General features: G+C 68.6%; 18 protein-coding genes and 1 pseudogene. 8 read left to right on the forward strand and 11 right to left on the reverse strand.

From position 1 onward, the window contains the following. Positions 1-186 precede the first annotated feature (186 nt). A pseudogene (locus J2S57_RS04525) lies at positions 187-1,043 on the reverse strand (Sco1979 family transcriptional regulator). 324 nt (positions 1,044-1,367) lie between these two features. On the opposite strand from J2S57_RS04525, the gene J2S57_RS04530 reads away from it, so the two are divergent. Further along, on the forward strand, positions 1,368-1,979 hold the full coding sequence (locus J2S57_RS04530; RefSeq protein ID WP_307238632.1) for an ATP-binding protein: 612 nt from the start codon (positions 1,368-1,370) through the stop codon (positions 1,977-1,979). An 86-nt stretch (positions 1,980-2,065) separates the two neighbouring features. On the opposite strand, the gene J2S57_RS04535 is transcribed toward J2S57_RS04530, so the two are convergent. Next, positions 2,066-2,929 carry an SAM-dependent methyltransferase gene (locus J2S57_RS04535; RefSeq protein WP_307238634.1) on the reverse strand — a complete coding sequence of 288 codons (864 nt, stop codon included), beginning with the start codon at positions 2,927-2,929 and terminating at the stop codon, positions 2,066-2,068. Between the two features lie 156 nt (positions 2,930-3,085). Here J2S57_RS04535 and J2S57_RS04540 point away from each other — a divergent pair, with 156 nt between their 5' ends. Further along, positions 3,086-3,367, forward strand: a complete 282-nt coding sequence (locus J2S57_RS04540) for an Lrp/AsnC family transcriptional regulator (RefSeq protein ID WP_307238637.1) — start codon at positions 3,086-3,088, stop codon at positions 3,365-3,367. Here the strand turns inward: J2S57_RS04540 and J2S57_RS04545 are convergent. From J2S57_RS04545 to J2S57_RS04560, 4 genes are read right to left on the reverse strand one after another with little or no spacing between them, the layout of a single operon-like run. Continuing rightward, the gene (locus J2S57_RS04545) at positions 3,364-4,029 is read right to left on the reverse strand and encodes a GntR family transcriptional regulator (protein WP_307238639.1); all 666 of its coding nucleotides are present in this window, start codon (positions 4,027-4,029) and stop codon (positions 3,364-3,366) included. The two genes, J2S57_RS04540 and J2S57_RS04545, sit on opposite strands and share 4 nt — an antisense overlap. 18 nt (positions 4,030-4,047) lie before the next feature. Then, positions 4,048-4,551, reverse strand: coding sequence for a flavin reductase family protein (locus tag J2S57_RS04550; RefSeq protein ID WP_307238641.1), 504 nt, complete (start codon positions 4,549-4,551; stop codon positions 4,048-4,050). 26 nt (positions 4,552-4,577) lie between these two features. Further along, a complete protein-coding gene (locus J2S57_RS04555) occupies positions 4,578-5,006 on the reverse strand; it encodes an ester cyclase (RefSeq protein WP_307238644.1) in 429 nt (142 codons plus the stop codon). Continuing rightward, positions 5,003-6,658, reverse strand: a complete 1,656-nt coding sequence (locus J2S57_RS04560; protein ID WP_307238646.1) for a BCCT family transporter — start codon at positions 6,656-6,658, stop codon at positions 5,003-5,005. Before J2S57_RS04560 ends, J2S57_RS04555 begins: the two co-directional genes overlap by 4 nt. Before the next feature lie 321 nt (positions 6,659-6,979). On the opposite strand from J2S57_RS04560, the gene J2S57_RS04565 reads away from it, so the two are divergent. Genes J2S57_RS04565 through J2S57_RS04590 form a run of 6 tightly spaced genes read left to right on the forward strand, consistent with a single transcriptional unit; the run spans position 6,980 to position 11,648 of the window. Next, positions 6,980-7,636 (forward strand): amino acid synthesis family protein, encoded by a 657-nt coding sequence (locus J2S57_RS04565; protein ID WP_307238648.1) that lies wholly within the window; start codon positions 6,980-6,982, stop codon positions 7,634-7,636. Next, entirely contained in the window at positions 7,633-8,184 is a 552-nt protein-coding gene (locus J2S57_RS04570) for an amino acid synthesis family protein (protein WP_307238650.1), read from the forward strand. The genes J2S57_RS04565 and J2S57_RS04570 overlap by 4 nt, the downstream gene beginning before the upstream one ends. A 4-nt stretch (positions 8,185-8,188) precedes the next feature. Next, entirely contained in the window at positions 8,189-8,920 is a 732-nt protein-coding gene (locus tag J2S57_RS04575; RefSeq protein ID WP_307238652.1) for an alpha/beta fold hydrolase, read from the forward strand. Beyond that, entirely contained in the window at positions 8,913-10,397 is a 1,485-nt protein-coding gene (locus J2S57_RS04580) for an aldehyde dehydrogenase (protein ID WP_307238653.1), read from the forward strand. The genes J2S57_RS04575 and J2S57_RS04580 overlap by 8 nt, the downstream gene beginning before the upstream one ends. A 1-nt stretch (position 10,398) precedes the next feature. Next, entirely contained in the window at positions 10,399-10,605 is a 207-nt protein-coding gene (locus tag J2S57_RS04585; RefSeq protein ID WP_307238655.1) for a tautomerase family protein, read from the forward strand. Then, complete coding sequence (locus J2S57_RS04590; protein WP_307238657.1) at positions 10,602-11,648, forward strand: LLM class flavin-dependent oxidoreductase; 1,047 nt, start codon at positions 10,602-10,604, stop codon at positions 11,646-11,648. The genes J2S57_RS04585 and J2S57_RS04590 overlap by 4 nt, the downstream gene beginning before the upstream one ends. Positions 11,649-11,669: 21 nt before the next feature. Here the strand turns inward: J2S57_RS04590 and J2S57_RS04595 are convergent, their stop codons facing one another. From J2S57_RS04595 to J2S57_RS04615, 5 genes are read right to left on the reverse strand one after another with little or no spacing between them, the layout of a single operon-like run. After that, positions 11,670-12,557 carry an N-acetylglucosamine kinase gene (locus tag J2S57_RS04595; RefSeq protein WP_307238660.1) on the reverse strand — a complete coding sequence of 296 codons (888 nt, stop codon included), beginning with the start codon at positions 12,555-12,557 and terminating at the stop codon, positions 11,670-11,672. Next, a complete protein-coding gene (locus J2S57_RS04600) occupies positions 12,554-13,888 on the reverse strand; it encodes a family 4 glycosyl hydrolase (RefSeq protein WP_307238662.1) in 1,335 nt (444 codons plus the stop codon). The genes J2S57_RS04595 and J2S57_RS04600 overlap by 4 nt, the downstream gene beginning before the upstream one ends. Positions 13,889-13,898: 10 nt before the next feature. Next, entirely contained in the window at positions 13,899-14,720 is an 822-nt protein-coding gene (locus tag J2S57_RS04605) for a carbohydrate ABC transporter permease (protein WP_307238664.1), read from the reverse strand. Further along, positions 14,717-15,631 (reverse strand): carbohydrate ABC transporter permease, encoded by a 915-nt coding sequence (locus J2S57_RS04610; RefSeq protein ID WP_307238666.1) that lies wholly within the window; start codon positions 15,629-15,631, stop codon positions 14,717-14,719. Before J2S57_RS04610 ends, J2S57_RS04605 begins: the two co-directional genes overlap by 4 nt. Further along, the gene (locus J2S57_RS04615) at positions 15,628-16,953 is read right to left on the reverse strand and encodes an extracellular solute-binding protein (protein ID WP_307238668.1); all 1,326 of its coding nucleotides are present in this window, start codon (positions 16,951-16,953) and stop codon (positions 15,628-15,630) included. The genes J2S57_RS04610 and J2S57_RS04615 overlap by 4 nt, the downstream gene beginning before the upstream one ends. Positions 16,954-17,096 lie beyond the last annotated feature (143 nt).

Raw genomic sequence — 17,096 nt, forward strand, 5'->3', positions numbered from 1 at the left:
GCGCGTGCATTTGCGCGAGCAGTCGGGCAGTTCAGGACTATACGGGCAGGTCGGGCCGCCTGACCAGTCCGAATTGCACAGAGCGTTGACGGATGGCAACACGGAGTCAGGGGACGTTGTGCGCACAAGAGGGGTAACACCCGCAACAGCGGACAAGATGGTGCGTGAGCCGCGAAAAGGCGGGGCTCAGGACTCCGCGAGCAGTCGCTGCAGCGTGCGCCGGGTCATGTCCGGAGGCAGGCTGTCGACCGTGAGCCGGTCCATGTTCTGCGTGTACCGCTCCACATGGTCGGGCTTGTCGAGATAGTGCGCGCTGGTGAGGTGCTCGACGTAGACCGTGTCGGGCAGTTCCGGCTCGGGGAACCGCAGGATGGTGAAGGCCCCACCGTCCACCACGTGCCCACCGAACTTGAACGGCATGACCTGCAGCGTCACGTTCGGCAGCGTCATCATGTCGAGCAGGTGCTCGACCTGCTCACGCATCACCTTGGCACCACCGACCGGGCGGTGCAGCGAGCCTCGTCGACCACGGTCCAGAAGTGGGGCGGGCTGTCGCGCCGCAGGATCGCCTGGCGCTTCACCCGGAAGTTCACCCGGCGCTCGACCTCGGCCACGGTGGCGTTGGGAGCACCCGAGCTGACCATCGCCCGGGCGTACGCCTCGGTCTGGAGAAGGCCCGGCAGGAACTGGATCTCGTAGCTGCGGATCATGCTGGCGGCCTCTTCCAGGCCGACGAACGTCTCGAACCAGTTGGGCAGCACGTCGTCGTAGCTGTGCCACCAGCCGGGAGCGTTCGCCTCGCGCGCGAGAGCCACCAGCATCTCGCGCTGGACCTCGTCGTCGACACCGTAGAACTCGAGCAGGTCGGCGATGTCGCGGTCCTTGAATCCGACCCGGCCGAGTTCGAGACGGCTAATCTTGGACTCGGACGCGCGGATGCGGTAGCCCGCTGCCTCACGGGTCAGATTCTTCGACTCCCGCAGACGTCGCAGCTGGGCGCCCACCAGAATGCGCCGGACCGTAGGTCCACCCGGCGTCGTCACAGTGTGTGCACCTCATTCGAAGTCAAGAGGATCCGATCGCCGATGAGCGTCGCTCTTCGTGTGCAACCGGCCGCAGTGCCGCGACCCCGTGCCAGTGTGCCATCTCGAAGACCTCAAGTCCTAGCGGAAGCCACTTTCGGTCAATTTCGGACTGGACTCACATTTGCGCCTGATGCACGTGCATCCGCACGAACCAATCGGATACTCTCGAGATGCACGTGCATTTGGCGGTAGCGTTTGCACCGGCACAACGCGTGGCTCAGGGAGACCGGTCCGGCGAACGGCCGAACTCCCCGGGGTCGGGAACGAGGTATGGGGCCTGTCGTGGTGATTGCACAGACGCAGTCCGCGGACGTCGCGCCGTCCGCGAAGCAGAGCACTGCCCAGAAGAACGCTGCTCCCCGGAGCACCGAGCTCGACCTCGTCCTCGAGGCCGGCTCGGCCAGCTGTGTCCTGCCCGGCACCCCCCACGCGGTTCCTCTGGGGCGGGCCATGGTGCGGCGCGGGCTGGCCCATCTCGGCGCCGAGTCGGTCTCCGACGACATCGCGCTGGCCGCCACCGAACTCATCGCCAACGCCATCGAGCACGGAGTGCGTGACTGTGCGCGTGAGATGACCGCCCGCACCGGTGGGCCCGACGAGCTCCAGCGCCGGCGTCCCGACAGCGTGCGCATCAGCCTGGTCAGCAGCGGTGCCCACGTGGTGCTGTCGGTGACCGACCCGAGTCCGCTGCCGCCCGTCCGGCGCCCGCGCGACATGCTCGCCGGCGGTGGCCGCGGTCTGCAGCTCATCGAGTCGCTGAGCCTCTGCTGGGGCTGGACCCTGCTCGAGGAGCAGGAGGGGCAGCGCGCCCCCGGCAAGTCGGTCTGGGCCATGTTCCCGAAGGTCGCCGCCGAGAAGCCGGCGCCGCAGATCCGCATCCAGGGCGCGGCCTGAGCGGTCCGAGAAAGCCGGCCACCACGAATGAGGGACGCCTCGGGAGACTGTCTCCCGGGGCGTCCCTCATTCGTGGACAGGGCTTTTCAGACGACCCGGCCCACCCCGCACAGCACGCGGATCGGCAGGTAGGGCTGATCGTCGCGCCAGTGCGTGACGTCGACCAGACCCGGCCCGATCAGCTCGGTGCCGTCGAACAGCTGCTCGACCTGCGAGCGCGACCGCACGACGAGCGGCGTGGGTGAGGTGTCGTAGACCTTCTCGAGCGTGGAGACGTAACCGGGCTCCATGCCGTCGGAGCAGATGGCCGAGATCGCGATGCAGCTGCCCGGCGGGAGCAGGCGCCGGTACTGCTCGACCACTTTGATCGCCATCTCGCGACGCACGAAGTGCAGTACCGCGATGAACAGCAGGCCGACCGGGCGGCCGAGATCGATGTGGGCGCGCAGGCGCGGGTCTTCGAGCAGTGACTGGGGGTGGCGCAGATCGTGGTCGAGCGCCAGCACTCCCGGGCGAGGTGCACGCAGGGCCCGGTTGTAGGCCATCACGATCGGGTCGTTGTCGATGTAGGCGACCCGCACGCCGGGTGCCTTCACCTGGGCCACCTCGTGCACGTTGGGCGAGGTGGGGATGCCCGCGCCGAGGTCGACGAACTGGTCGATGCCCTGTTCGGCGAGCAGGTCGACGGCCCGCACCAGGAACCCCCGGTTCGCGGAGGCGACGGCGGTGAGGTCGGGGATGACGCGGCCGATCTCGTTGACCGCGCGCCGGTCGACCTCGAAGTTGTCCTTGCCGCCGAGCGCGAAGTCGTACATGCGGGCGGCGCTGGGCTTGGAGATGTCGATCTCGGGCGGGATCCAGTCTTCGTCGGACGCCGTCCACGACCAGTCGACGGAGAGACCGGACTGCGATTCGCGCCCGGTCTGCGGTTCGTGCGGCTGGGTCGTCATCGTCGGCGTGCTCCAGTCTCGATCCGCCAGGGTCCCATTCACCCTAATTGCCGGTACGCACCGGTCTAAATGGTGGAAAACCCCTCACTATGCTTTCCAGGTCCGCACTTGAGTCCCGGCGGGCACGGGCGGTGGGGCCGGTACTACCCTGAGCAGGTGATCACCGTGTTCGTGATGCTTCAGGCCCGGCCCGACCGTATCCCCGAGATCGCGACCGAGGTCGCGGCGATCAAGGGCGTGCGCGAGGTGTACTCGGTGACGGGTGACGTCGACCTGGTCGCCATCGTGCGGGTGGAGAAGCAGGACGATCTCGCCGACATCATCGCCGACCACCTGGGCAAGGTGGAGGGCGTGGTGTCCACGCGCACCTACCTGGCCTTCCGCACCTACGCGCCCGACGCGGTGGACGACGCCCTGAACTCGGGCTTCGAGAGCTAGGGAAGTTCCAGCCCGGCCAGCAGCGCCCGGCGGCTGGCCCGGACGTGCTCCCGCATGACCATCTCGGCGCTGTCGCCGTCCTTGGCCAGGATCAGGTCGAGCACCACGTGGTGCTCCCGCTCGGACTGCGGCGCCCGGCCGGGCTGCCCCAGTGACGTGACGACCAGCCGGGAGTAGGCCAGCTGGTTCATCAGCGTGCGGTAGTGCGCCTCGAGCTTGGTGTTGTCGGCGCCGGTGATGAGCAGGCCGTGGAACTCCTCGACCAGTTCGGCGTAGCGCGCCCGGTCGTCGGCGCGGACGGCGAGGTCGCCCTGCCGGACGTTCTCCTCCAGCAGCTCGACCTCCCTCACCCGTCCACGCAGGGCGAGCAACCGGGCCGCCGCGCCCTCGAGCAGTTCCTTCATCTCGAACAGCTCGGTGATGTCACGTCGTGACGGGGCCGCTACGAACGTGCCCACCCGGGGCCGGATCTCGACCAGCCCCTCGGTCTGCAGCTGTTTCAGCGCCTCGCGGACCGGCGTCCGGCTGACCCCGAACTCATCGGCCAGGGCGATCTCCGACAGCAGGGCGCCGGAGGCCGCCTCGCCGGTGATGATGCGGCGGCGCATCTCGGCGATGACGCGCTCTTGACGAGAGCCGGTGCCGGCCGCGGGGCGCTGCATGATTGCTCGGACTCCCGGTCAGGAAAGGGGGCTGAGACCCTCGGAGTGGAAGAACTTACCCGAGCTGTAGACCACCGGCGGCAGGTCGGTGACCTCGGCCGCGACCACCCGGCAGATGAACACCGTGTGGGTGCTCGCCTGCAGCCGCTCGCGGATCTCGACCTCCATGTGCGCGCTGCTGCCGGCCAGGATCGGGCTGCCGAACCGCCCTCGCGACCAGGCCACGCCCTCGAACTTGTCGCCCGACTTGGAGGCGAACTTGCCCATGACCTCCATCTGCTCGGTGGAGGCGATGTTGATGGCCAGGTGCGTGGCGCTGAACAGGCAGTCGTGCGTGTTCGAGGTGCGCTGGACGGCGACCATCACGGTGGGCGGGTCGAGCGAGATGTTGGCGAACGCGTTCACGGCCAGGCCGCGCGGGGTGTCCCCGTCCATCGCGGTGACCAGGGTGACGCCGGTGATGAAGCGGCGGTTGACCTGCTTGAGCAGGTCGAGGGTGGGGACGTCGGCGGTGACGGTCATGGGATTCTCCTTCTCCGGAACGGGATTCACGCGTCCTGGCCGACGGTGATGACGCCGAGGGCGGTGAGCAGACCACGCGGGTCCCAGGTCACCCGCTCCTCGTGCACCAGACCGTCCGGGCCGAACGACGCGAACGTCGCCCCCGACACCTGGACCGTGCGCCGGGTCGCCGGCACCCCGAGGAACGAGTGGGTGTGCGTACCCGTGCTCTGCCACCGGACGGCGGCCTTGTCCCCGTCGAGCACCAGGTCCTCGATCGTGGTGGTGAGGTCGGGGAAGGCGGCGCGGGTGGTGAGGATCGTGGCCTTGAACGCGTCCCGGTCCAGGCCCTCCTCGTCGCTGCTGGTGCGCCGGCGGTAGTCCCGGGCCAGCAGCCGGTCGAGGGCGTCCACGTCGCCGGTGTCCCAGGCGGCGAGCCAGCTCTCGGTGATCAGGCGGCGTCGGTCGTCGGTCATGCGTTTTCCTTCCTCTGCGTGGCCTTCTCGTCGATGCGCTCGCAGTCGTCCGTGGTGAGGTTGGTCAGACCGCGGTGGTCGTTCACGAGTTCCTTCCAGAACGACACGGCCAGGCCGGCGATGATCACCAGGAACGGGGCCGAGGTGACGATGACGGTGTTCTGCAGGGCGTTCAGGCCCCCGGCCAGCATCAGCACGACCGCGGTGACCCCGGTGAGCACGCCCCAGAGGACGAGGATCGGCCGGCGCGGGGTGAGCGAGCCGCCGGACGTCATCATCGCCAGCACGTAGGTGTTCGCGTCGGCGCCGGAGACGAAGAACATGATCACCAGGAAGATCGCCACCGCCGAGGTGATGCTCGCCAGCGGGAAGTTCTCGAGCGTGGCGAAGAAGGCGCTGTTGATGTCGTTCGCGGTCTGCGCGGCGATGTCACCGCCCTGGAACATGTCGACGTGGATGGCCGAGCCGCCGAACACCGTGAACCAGGTGAAGAAGACGACCGTCGGCACGACCAGGACGCCCATGATGAAGCCGCGGATCGTGCGGCCCTTGGAGATGCGGGCCAGGAAGACGCCGACGAACGCGCCCCACGACACCCACCACGCCATCATGAAGTAGGTCCACCACTGCATCCACTGCAGGTCGCCGAAGGCCGTGCCCTGCAGGCTCATCCGGAAGAAGTCGGTGGCCCAGGTGCCGACGGACTCGATGTACAGGTTCGCGATGAAGACCGTCGGGCCGACCACGATCATGAACACGAACAGCGCCGTGGCGGCGACCGTGCTGGCCTGGCTCAGGTACTTGATGCCCTTGGTGACGCCGGTGACGGCCGACATCGTGAAGATCGCGGTGACCGCGGCGATGATCAGGACCTGGGTGAGGTTGCTGACCGGGATCCCGAACAGCTTGGCCAGGCCGTTGTTCACCTGCAGGGCGCCCAGGCCGAGCGAGGTGGTCGTGCCGAACAGGGTGGAGAACACCGCGAGCACGTCGATGGTCTTGCCGATCGGGCCGTCGACCCGGTCGCCGAGCAGCGGACGGAAGAGCTGGCTGACCAGCGTCGGGCGGCCCTTGCGGTGGGTCGAGTAGGCGATGGCCAGGCCGAAGACCGCGAAGATGGCCCAGGCCTGCAGGCCCCAGTCGAAGTAGCTGTACTGCATCGCGCGCACCGCGGCCTGCGGGGTGCCGGCCTCGGCCAGACCGTGCGGCGGGGTGGCGAAGTGCGAGATCGGCTCGGCCACGCCGTAGGACACCAGACCGATGCCCATCACGGCGGACAGGATCATCGCGAACCAGGTGATGTTGCCGAACTCCGGGCGGTCGCTGTCCTTGCCGAGCCGGATGTTGCCGTACGGGCTGAACGCGAGGAACACCAGGAAGACCAGCAGCGCGAGGGTGACGACCAGGTAGGCCCACCCCCACGTGCCGGTGATCCAGTTGAGCGAGTCGGTGGTGACCTGGTTCAGGTTGTCGGTGAAGAGCACGCCCCACGCGACGAACAGCGCGCAGACCGTGACAGAGGCGAAGAAGACGCTGCCGAGACGGCCCTTGGGCTGCTCGTCGGGCGCCGCGGCCGGAGCCTGCCGCGCTGAAGGCTGAGCCTCGACGTCGACGACGTCGAACTCAGCGGGCTCGCTGAACTTCTGGGACATCTGGCCCTCCTGCGGCGCCTATGCCTTGGGACTCGGTCTTGCATGCATGAGGGATGCTAGGTAGGTCACACGACAGTGTCAATGGCCGTGACCGAAGCCACAGTCAGCGATGGGAACAAGCGTAGGCGACTCCGCGCCCAACGGCCCGCGCAGCCCTCTCGATCGGCTGATGACCATGCAGTTACAGCCCGATTGCCGAGGAGTTGCACGGCCGGCTGAGCGAGCACGCGGGAAACCTCGCAGCAGTACGGGCGAAGGTCTGTTGACACATGCAAGGGGCAGTCGTAGCTTGCTCTTGCATACATCAGCGAGGAGATGCGCATGAGTGTCGACCTGGAGCCGAACCCCGGCTCACTGAGTCTCGAGCCCGGCCCCACGTCCCACTGGTTGCGGCGAATCTCGGTCTACCGGGAGGAGGTGCTGCTCGAGAACGGGGCCGCCCCCGCCGTCCCCGCCCTCCGGGCCACGGCCGCAGCCGTGATCAGCAACCCGTGGACGGGCACCGGCCCCGACCACGATCTGAACGCCGAGGTCGAGCTGATCGCCCCGGTGCTGGCGCAGGAACTCACCGGCCGGCTCCTCGCCGCCCTGGGCGGTGCCCACACCGTCGAGGCGTTCGGCAAGGCCGCGGTGGTCGGCACGAACGGCGAGATCGAGCACGCCGGCGCGCTGATCCACACCCCGTTCTTCGGCAACCTGATGCGGGAGTTCCTCGAGGGCGAGTCGATCATCTGCTTCGCCGACACCCGCGCGGACGCAGGAGAGACCCTCGTCGTGCCGATGTGGCACAAGAGCCACGCCGCGACCCGCAGCCACTACCAGACGATCACCGCGCGCATCTCGGACGCACCCCGTGCCGACGAGATCGTGATCATCGCGGCGGCCTCCACCGGCCCCCGCCCGCACGCCCGTATCGGCGACCGGCGCACCGACCCGGCCGTCTCGGCAGCCTCGATCCGGAAGGACCAGCAGTCATGAGCATCCGCAAGATCGTCACCATCGTCGACGAGATCCGCACCGAGGGCGGACGTCCCGTCGAGCCGGTCGCGCGGGTGGCCGTGGTCGCCGCGGTGATCGCGAACCCGTGGGCCGGTCAGGGCTTCGTCGAGGACCTGCTGCCGGGCATCGACGCGCACGCCTCCGACATCGGGGCGCTCCTGGCCCCGCGCGTGGTCGAGGCCCTCGGGGCCACGGTCGAGGCGTACGGCAAGGCCGCGGTCGTCGGCCTGGACGGCGAGATCGAGCACGGCTCGGCGCTGATCCACACGCTCAAGTTCGGTGACCACTTCCGCACCGCGGCCTCGGCCACCACCCTGCTGCCCGCGCTGGAGAAGCGCGGTCCGGCCGGCATCGTGTTCGACATCCCGCTCAAGCACATCACGGACGCCACCATCCGCTCGCACCACCAGTCGTTCGAGGTGCGCATCCCGGACGCCCCGCACCCGGGCGAGATCGTGATCGCGCTCGCGGCCGCCGCCCAGGGCCGTCCGCAGCAGCGTCTCGCCTCGCTGTCGACCGAGCAGTAAGCCCGTGAGCCGACCGGTTCTCGTCCTGCTGCACGGTGTCGGTCTCGACCACACCGTGTGGCAGGGGGTCGTCCCTCTCCTGGAAGAACGCTTCGAGGTGAGGACGCCGGACCTCCCCGGTCACGCGGGTGCGGTCCGGGTTCCTCCCGGACTCGACCTGGCCGGCCTGGCCTCGCTGGTCGCCCCTTCCCTCGACGAGGGGACGCACCTGGTCGGCTTCTCGCTCGGCGCGCTGGTCTCGCAGTACCTGGCGATCCACCGGCCCGAGCTGGTCGCGTCGCTGACCAGCGTCAGCTCGGTCTGCCGGCGCACTCCCGCCGAGCGGGAGGCGGTTCTCAGACGGCTGCGGGTCGCCGAGGCCGACCCCGCGAAGGCCGCGACCGCGTCCATCGACCGCTGGTTCCAGGGCACCGAGGTCTCCCCCGAGATCATCGAGCACACCCGCACCATGCTGACCGCCAACGACCCCGACCAGTTCCTGGCCTGCTACCGGGTCTTCTGCACCGGCGACGCGGTCGTCGGGCCCGACCTCGGCCGGATCGCCGTACCTGCGCTCGCTGTCACGGGCAGCGACGACCCTGGCTCCACCCCGGACATGACCCACCGCCTGGCGTCCGCGATCCCGAGCAGCCGCGACGTGGTCGTGCCGGGCGTCCGCCACATGCTTCCCGTCGAGGCACCCACCACACTCGCAGGGCTCATCGAGGAGCTCATCGGAGGAGACGTGCATGTCTGAGACCCGCAACCACCACATCGGTGGGGAGAAGGTCGAGCCCGCGTCCGGCGCCTGGTTCGACAGCACCAACCCGGCCACCCGCGAGACCCTCTACTCGGCCGCGAGGGGCGACGCCGAGGACGTGAACAAGGCCGTGTCCGCGGCGAAACAGGCGTTCGAGAGCCCGGCCTGGCGCGACCTGACCCAGACCGGCCGCGGCCGTCTGCTGCGCCGCCTGGCCGAGCTGATCGCCGAGAACGCCGACGAGCTGGCCACCACCGAGAGCCTGGACAACGGCAAGCTGCTGCGCGAGATGCGCGGCCAGATGACCGGTCTGCCGGAGTACTACCACTACTACTCCGGCCTGGCCGACAAGATCCAGGGCGACGTCATCCCGACGTCCGACCGCGCGGTGCTGAACTACACGATGCGCGAACCGCTCGGCGTGGTCGGCGCGATCACCCCCTGGAACTCGCCTCTCACCCTGACCACCAGCAAGCTGGCGCCCGCCCTGTGTGCCGGCAACACCGTCGTCATCAAGCCCTCCGAGTACACCTCCGCGTCGGTGCTGCGCCTCGCGGAACTGGTGGACGAGGCCGGGTTCCCGGCCGGAGTCGTCAACGTGGTCACCGGTTTCGGGGCCGAGGCGGGCGCCGCGCTGGTCGATCACCCGGACATCGCGAAGATCTCGTTCACCGGCTCCACCGGCACCGGTTCACGCATCGCGTCCTCGGTCGCGTCCCGCTTCCTCGGCTCCACCCTCGAACTGGGTGGCAAGTCGCCGAACATCGTGTTCGAGGACGCCAACCTGCACAACGCCGCGATGGGCGTCGTGGCCGGTGTCTTCGCGGCCGCCGGGCAGACCTGCATCGCCGGCAGCCGGGTGTTCGCGCACCGCAGCGTCTACGAGGAGCTGCTCGAGCGGGTCTCCGCCCGCGCCGCGACCATCAAGATCGGTGACCCCCTCGCCGCCGAGACCGAGCTCGGGCCACTCGCTTTCGCCGACCAGCAGAACAAGGTCGCGGGGTACGTGGACCTCGGCCGTTCCGAGGGCGCACGGGTGCTCACCGGCGGCCACGCCACCGACGGCGGCGGCCTCGGCGGGTACTTCTACGAGCCCACCGTGCTGGTCGACGTGAACAACGGCATGCGCGTGGTGCAGGAGGAGATCTTCGGCCCGGTCGTCGCGATCATGCCCTTCGACACCGAGGACGAGGTGGTCGCCCTGGCGAACGACACCGAGTACGGTCTCGCGGCGGGCGTCTGGACGAAGGACCTGGGCCGCGCCCACCGGATGGCGAACCGCCTTCAGGCCGGGACGATCTGGGTGAACACCTACCGGGCCATGTCCCCGATGTCACCGCGCCAGGGCTTCAAGAACAGCGGCGTGGGCGTGGAGCACGGCCAGGAGACCATCAAGGAGTACACGCAGCTCAAGAGCGTCTGGGTCAACACCAGCGACGCCCCCGTGGCCGACCCGTTCGTGCTGAGGAGCTGAGATGCCCCTCGTGGACGTCACGATCACCCAGGGCCGCTCCCCCGAGCAGTTGCGCGCCCTGATCCACCGGCTGCACGCAGCCGTTGTCGAAACCGTCGACGCCAAGCCGGAGTTCGTGCGCGTCATCGTGCGCGAGGTGCCCCGCACGCACTGGGCCACCGGCGACGTCACCGTCGAGGAAATGCTAGAAAAGAAGGAGTCACGATGAGGTTCTCTCTCTTCGTCCACATGGAGCGCTGGGACGACAAGGTCAGTCACCGTGAGCTCTTCGAGAACCTGACCGAGCTGACGCTCATGGCCGAGGCCGGCGGCTTCGGCACGGTCTGGATCGGCGAGCACCACGCGATGGAATACACCATCTCGCCCAGCCCGATGCCGACGCTGGCCTACCTGGCCGCCCGCACCACCAAGATCCGCCTGGGCGCGGGCACCATCATCGCGCCGTTCTGGAACCCGATCCGCGCCGCCGGTGAGTGCGCGCTGCTCGACGTCATCAGCAACGGGCGCATGGAGGTCGGCCTGGCCCGCGGCGCCTACCAGTTCGAGTTCGACCGACTGGCCGGTGGTCTGCCCGCGACCGACGGCGGCAAGCACCTGCGCGAGCTGGTGCCCGCGGTGCGTGCGCTCTGGCAGGGCGACTACGCGCACGACGGCGAGATCTGGCAGTTCCCCACCTCGACCTCGGTGCCCAAGCCGATCCAGCAGCCCACCCCGCCGATGTGGATCGCCGCCCGCGACCCCGCGTCCCACGACTTCGCCGTGGCCAACGGCTGCAACGTCATGGTGACGCCGCTGATGAAGGGCGACGAGGAGGTCGAGAGCCTGGTCGACAAGTTCGAGACCGCGATCGCCGCGCACCCCGAGGTCACCGAGCGCCCGCAGATCATGGTGCTGCGCCACACCCACGTGCACGACGAGAGCGACCCGGAGGGCTGGAAGCCGGCCGCCGCCGCGATCAACCAGTACTACCGCAGCTTTGACGCCTGGTTCGGCAACAAGAGCACCCCGGACGACGGCTTCCTCGAGCCCAGCCCGGAGTCGAAGTTCGCCGAGCGTCCCGACTTCGAGCTCGACTCGCTGCACCGCACCGCCATGATCGGCACCCCGGCCGAGGTGATCGAGCGGCTCAAGCACTACCAGGCGCTCGGCGTGGACGAGTTCAGCTTCTGGATCGACAACAGCATGTCGCACGAGGAGAAGCGCGACTCACTGGCCCGCTTCATCGAGCACGTGGTGCCGGCCTTCAGCTGACCGCCGTACGCTCCTGGCTCGTCACACCTCGCGAGCCAGGAGCGCTGCTCCGATCACCGGGCTGTGCAATGGTTTCCGCAGATCGAACCCGTCGCCCAGGTGACGGGTAAAAGCGTCCACGACCTCGGCGGCCGAGAACACCCCGCCCGAGTAGGACACCGGAACCGCCTCGTCGACGGCGAATCCCAGCCGCCGCCGGCCCACCTGCACCAGCAGCGCCAGTTCGGCCCCGGCGGTCTCCAAGAGTCCTTGAGCCCCTGGATCCCCGGCCCGTGCCGCCTCCACCACCACGCGCGACAACGCCGCGACCGGCGTACGGTCCCGCCCCCAGCGGTTGATCACCACGTCGACCAGGTCGAGATCACCCGCCAGGCTCAGGTGTTCGCGCAGCAGCCCGAGCAGTGGCCCCTCCGGAACGCGTCCGTCGCTCATCCGGGAGAACAGGCGCAGCCCCTCGACCCCGAGCCAGTGGCCGGACCCCTCGTCGCCGAACCCCTCGCCCCAGCCCCCGACCCGCAGCCCGGTGCCGTTCCGGCGGCCGTACGCGATCGAGCCGGTGCCGCTGACCACGTTGATGCCGTCGGCGCCGCCGAGTGATCCGGCCCAGCCACAGACCGAGTCGTTGTCGCAGCGGTACCGGTCGTGGCCGAGCAACCGGGCCGGCAGGGCGTCGAGCAGGGGCACTTCGGCACTGATCTCGCCGTATCCGGGGAACCCGAAGAAGGCGGCGTCGACCTCACCCGCCCCCAGCTCCTTCAGCGCCGAGGCCAGGATCTCCTCCACCTGTGCCACGTGACCCGGCCGGTAGATGCTCATCGTCTCGAGGGAGGCCAGCACCGCGCCGTTCTCATCGGTCAGGCACAGAGCCGTCTTGGTGCCGCCGCCGTCCACTCCCAGAAAGATCGTCAAGCCCGGAACCTGTCCATCGTCGAACCGTGTGCCACGCAGGCATCATCCAGGATCGACGTGGCCACGGCCAGTCCCGGTACCAGCGGATCGAGCACCAGCGCCTGCAGCGCCAGTTCGCGGGAACCGGTCAGCGCGGCCTGCACGGTGATCTCCTGCTGCTGGGCGCGGGCAGTGAGCACGGCGGCGATCGCCGACGGCAGCGCGCCGACACCGAGCCCGGTGACGCCCGAAGCCCCGACGACCGCGGGGATCTCGACCACGGCCTCGGCCGGAAGGTTCGGGATCTTGCCCTGGTTGGGCACGTTCACGGCCAGCTCCACGTGCTCGCGCCCGGTGACCACCGCCGCGCAGATGTCGACGAGACGCTCGGCCTCCCCGTCGTCCACCGGCGCCAGTGGTTCGGTGCCGTCGGCCTGCGCGTGCAGCCGGTCCCAGAGGTCGCTCTTCTCGTCGATGTAGCGGATCGTGTCGTCGCGCCCACCCTGCAGTCCCCACGGCAGCTCGGAGCTGTCGGCGCCGCGCAGGTAGTGCCCGAAGAACTCGGACACGTGCCGGTCGCCGGGAGCCGGGTAGAGCCCGAACGTCGCGAGAAGGTCGGCGGAGACCGGCAGATGCACCCCCTCCTCGTTCGTCGACGGCGCGTCCGCACCACCCGCACGCTCCGAAACCGCCCGCCTCAGCAGCGGATACAGATCCTCGGCGCCGTACCGCAGGTCGAGCAGCCAGCACAGGTGGTTGAGCCCGGCGAAGGTCGCACCGATCTCCCGGGCCGGGATGCCCAGGTCCGCCGCGATCTTCGACAGCGTGTGCATGGTGCCGTGGCACAGCCCGATCGCGTCGACCGGCGCCGTGCTGGTGATGGCCCGGACGTTGGCGGTCAGCGGATTGGTGTAGTTGACGAAGAGCGCGCCCGGCGCCAGCTCGGCGACGTCCTGGGCAACCGCGGAGAGCTCCGGCACATGACGCAGCGCCCGCAGCACACCACCCGGCCCGACGCTGTCACCCACGGTCTGCACGATGCCGTACCGCTCGGGCACTTCCAGGTCGTGGCGCCAGCCGTCGGCCCCACCCACCGCGATGGTCGTCGTCACGAACCGTGCGCCCGCTAGTGCTTCGCGCCGGTCGGTGTGCGGGACGAAGGTCAGATCGGCCCCCTTCTCGGCTGCGATGCGCCGTCCGACCCGGGCCATCGTCTCCGCCGCGTCTTCCACCAGGTCGACGAGATGCACCGTCCAGCCGTCGAACACCCGGTTGTCGGCCAGGTCGTTCATCAGCCCGGGCGTGAACACCGTGCTCCCGGCACCGATCAGGACGATGGAATTCTCACTCATGGAACACCTTTCAGCGTGTACTACCGGCCAGCAGACCATCGACGATGTAGCGGTTGAACACGAGTGCGAGACCGACCGGCACCACGATGGCCAGCACCCCGGCCGCGTCGAGCAGTGTCACCGGCACCACGTGCCGCCCCTGGAGTCCGGCGATCACGACGGTGAGCGGCTGCGTGGAGAGGTCACTGGACAGCACCAGCGGGAAGAGGAACTGCGCCCAGGCGAACAGGAAGGTGATGAGGGCCGTGGAGATGATGCCCGGCCGGGCCAGCGGGAGCACGACGTGCCGGAGCACCTGCAGCCGGCTCGCCCCGTCGACGGTCGCCGCCTCCTCCAGGCTGATCGGCAGGCTCGAGAAGTAGTTGTGCAGCACCCAGGTGGCCAGCGGCAGGAAGCCGGAGACGTAGACCAGCACGATCCCGGTGTAGGTGTTCACCAGTGAGAACTGGCTCATGATGCGGTAGAGCGGAATCAGCGTGGTGTAGGCGGGCAGGCTCATGGTGGCGAGAATCGTGTAGAACAGCACCTTCCGGCCCGGGAAGGTCATGCGGGCGAACGCGTACGCGGCCAGTGTCGCCAGCACCACCGTGACGATCGTGGCCGCACCGCACTCGATCACGATGTTCCAGGCCGAACGCTTGATCTGGGAGGCGATCTCGCTGTCGCCGAGCAGGGCCCGGTAGTTGTCGAGCGTCGGGCTCAGCGGGAAGAACTGCACCGGGGTCGACCGGGCGTCGCTCTCGGTCTGCAGGCTGGTGCGCACGGCCCAGTAGATCGGCACGACCGACCAGAGCACGAGCCCGGCCAGCCCGATGCGGCGCAGAGGACTCACAGCTCCACCCTCCGGTAGACGAGGCGCACCACGGCCACCGAGACCAGCAGCGTGGCCAGCGTGATGAGCAGGGTGAGGGCGTAACCGGCTCCGAAGTCGAGGTTCTGGAAGCTGATGAAGTAGGTCTGCATGGTCACCGACGCTCCCGTGGACGCGGCGCCGTTCAGCACGTAGGGCTGGTCGAACACGTTCAGCGTCGCGATGACGGCCTGCACCATGGCGACGGCGATGCCGGGGCGCGCCAGCGGCAGGGTGATGCGGGCGAACGAGGCCCAGGGTCCGCAGCCGTCGAGCTGCGCCGCCTCGTACAGTTCCGCCGGTATCAGCTGTAGCGCAGCCAGTATCAGCAGCGCCGACAGCGGTGTGATCTGCCAGACCTGCACAACCTCGATGAGCGCCACCGTCAGCAGCCGGTCCTGCCCCAGCAGCAGCCCCCCGTCGGCACCGAAGAGCGACATCACCCCGCTGATCAGACCGGATCCGGGCTCGAAAATGCCCTGCCAGAGGATACCCTCGACCACCCCGGGCAGGGCCCAGGGCAGGATCATCACGGCGATCACCAGACTGCGTCCCCGGAACGGACGCTGCAGCAGCACTGCCGCGGTGATGCCCAGCACGGTCGAGAGCGTGACGCCGACCATGACGTAGAACACCGTGTTCGCCATGCTCGAGCGAACGGCCGCGTCCTGGAACAACTTCGAGAAGTTGCCCAGTCCCGCCCACCGCATCGGCGGGTCCAGCGCGTCCACAATGAAGAACGACTGCACCACAGCGAAAACCGCGGGCACCACCGCGAGCCCGATGACGAAGAGGGTCACCGGGGTGACCATCAGATAGGGCAGAAAATCGAAACGCCGGCTTTTGGACGTCGTGGTCACCCCCGCCGGTCGGGTCAGCACCGGGGTGGTCACGATTTCGCCAGGTCCTGGGCGGTTTTCGCCATGGTCGCCACGGCCTGCTCGACGGTCATCGATCCCGTGGCCGCCGCGTGCAGGCTGGTGTAGACCGCGTTCGAGAACTTCGGGTACCAGGTCGGGGCACCGCCCTCGAACACCGGCTTCGAGTTCTCCAGCATGGTCACGAGTTCCTCGCCGCCCGAGAGCTTTCCGGCGTCGACCATCTTGCTCACCGCGGACACGTGCGAGGGCAGCGGGTAGGCCGTGTAGATCTTGTCCGGCCCGTCCAGCCCGGCGAACGCCGACTGTGTCTCGACGCTGGTGAACCAGTCGATGAACTTGGCCGCCGCCTCGGGATACTTCGCCTGCTTGGGGATGCCCACCGCGTCCGGGTTGGACAGGTTCGCCACCGGTCCGTCGACGCCCGGCGTCGGCAGGTACGCCACGTCACCCGCGACCTTCGACGACTCCTTCACGTCGTAGATCGTGTCGACGGTACCGCTGTAGTCGGAGAACGTGCTGGCCACCGAGCCCTGGGCCATGAGCGTCTGCTGCCCCTGGGAGTCGGTGACGTTGATGTTGCCCTTCGGCACCAGGCCTTCCTTCAGCGCGTCGACCATCCACTGCGCTGCCTTGTACCCGGCCGAGTCGGGGGTCGAGAATTGCGGGTTGCCCTGCGTGTCGAGCACCGTGCCACCGAACGCGGCCGTCGTCTCGTACCAGTAGGTGGACAGTCCCTCGGCCGCCGCGAACGGGATGTTGAGCGGATTCTCGGAGACCCCCTTGCCCTTCACCGTACGCAGGGCCTGCGTGTAATCATCGATGGTGGTGGGCATCTCGGTGACGCCGGCCTTCTCGAACAGGTCCTTGTTCACCGTCGTCACCATGAACGACGCGTCGTACGGCACCCCGACCACGTGCCCGTCGCTCGTGAACGACGCGAGCTGAGGCACGTCGTCCTTCATCGCCCCGGTGTCGACGAAGTCTTCCATCGGCTGGAACCAGCCGAGCTTGCCCAGCTGCCCCACCCGCGACCAGTCGACGTTCGTCGCGTCGGCGAAGTAGGTGTTGGCGGCGGCCGCGGCCGAGATCTTGGTCTGCAGGCTGTCCCAGTCGATGTTCACCCAGTTCACGGTGATGCCGGTGTCCTGGGTGAACTCGTCGAGCAGGGCCTGGGGCGGGGGCTCGGCGGCCAGCACCACGTTGATCGTCACGCCGCTGGTGCGGTCGGACGCGTCTTCGTTGCCCACACTCGGAGCACCGCAGGCCGCCAGGGCCAGGAGCATCGCCAGGCCCGGCACGACGGCTTTCCACTTGCTGCTTCTCGTCTTCGGCATGACTCTCCCTGGAGATGACTGCGCGGAGAAGGGACTGCGCGGAAGTGAGCAAATATGAAGCTTTGACTGCGCATTACTGCGCGAACGGTGATCTGAACCGTACGGTTTGCCGCGAAGCAGCGTCAATGACGGAATCGAACATT

The organism is Kineosporia succinea, assembly GCF_030811555.1.
GTDB lineage: Bacteria > Actinomycetota > Actinomycetes > Actinomycetales > Kineosporiaceae > Kineosporia > Kineosporia succinea.

Coding starts and splice junctions, on each gene's coding strand:
- J2S57_RS04565 (WP_307238648.1), top strand. CDS start 6,980: ATGAGTGTCGACCTGGAGCCGAACCCCGGCTCACTGAGTCTCGAGCCC.
- J2S57_RS04535 (WP_307238634.1), bottom strand. CDS start 2,929: ATGACGACCCAGCCGCACGAACCGCAGACCGGGCGCGAATCGCAGTCC.
- J2S57_RS04580 (WP_307238653.1), top strand. CDS start 8,913: ATGTCTGAGACCCGCAACCACCACATCGGTGGGGAGAAGGTCGAGCCC.
- J2S57_RS04590 (WP_307238657.1), top strand. CDS start 10,602: ATGAGGTTCTCTCTCTTCGTCCACATGGAGCGCTGGGACGACAAGGTC.
- J2S57_RS04555 (WP_307238644.1), bottom strand. CDS start 5,006: ATGACCGACGACCGACGCCGCCTGATCACCGAGAGCTGGCTCGCCGCC.
- J2S57_RS04545 (WP_307238639.1), bottom strand. CDS start 4,029: ATGCAGCGCCCCGCGGCCGGCACCGGCTCTCGTCAAGAGCGCGTCATC.
- J2S57_RS04615 (WP_307238668.1), bottom strand. CDS start 16,953: ATGCCGAAGACGAGAAGCAGCAAGTGGAAAGCCGTCGTGCCGGGCCTG.
- J2S57_RS04550 (WP_307238641.1), bottom strand. CDS start 4,551: ATGACCGTCACCGCCGACGTCCCCACCCTCGACCTGCTCAAGCAGGTC.
- J2S57_RS04600 (WP_307238662.1), bottom strand. CDS start 13,888: ATGAGTGAGAATTCCATCGTCCTGATCGGTGCCGGGAGCACGGTGTTC.
- J2S57_RS04570 (WP_307238650.1), top strand. CDS start 7,633: ATGAGCATCCGCAAGATCGTCACCATCGTCGACGAGATCCGCACCGAG.
- J2S57_RS04560 (WP_307238646.1), bottom strand. CDS start 6,658: ATGTCCCAGAAGTTCAGCGAGCCCGCTGAGTTCGACGTCGTCGACGTC.
- J2S57_RS04585 (WP_307238655.1), top strand. CDS start 10,399: ATGCCCCTCGTGGACGTCACGATCACCCAGGGCCGCTCCCCCGAGCAG.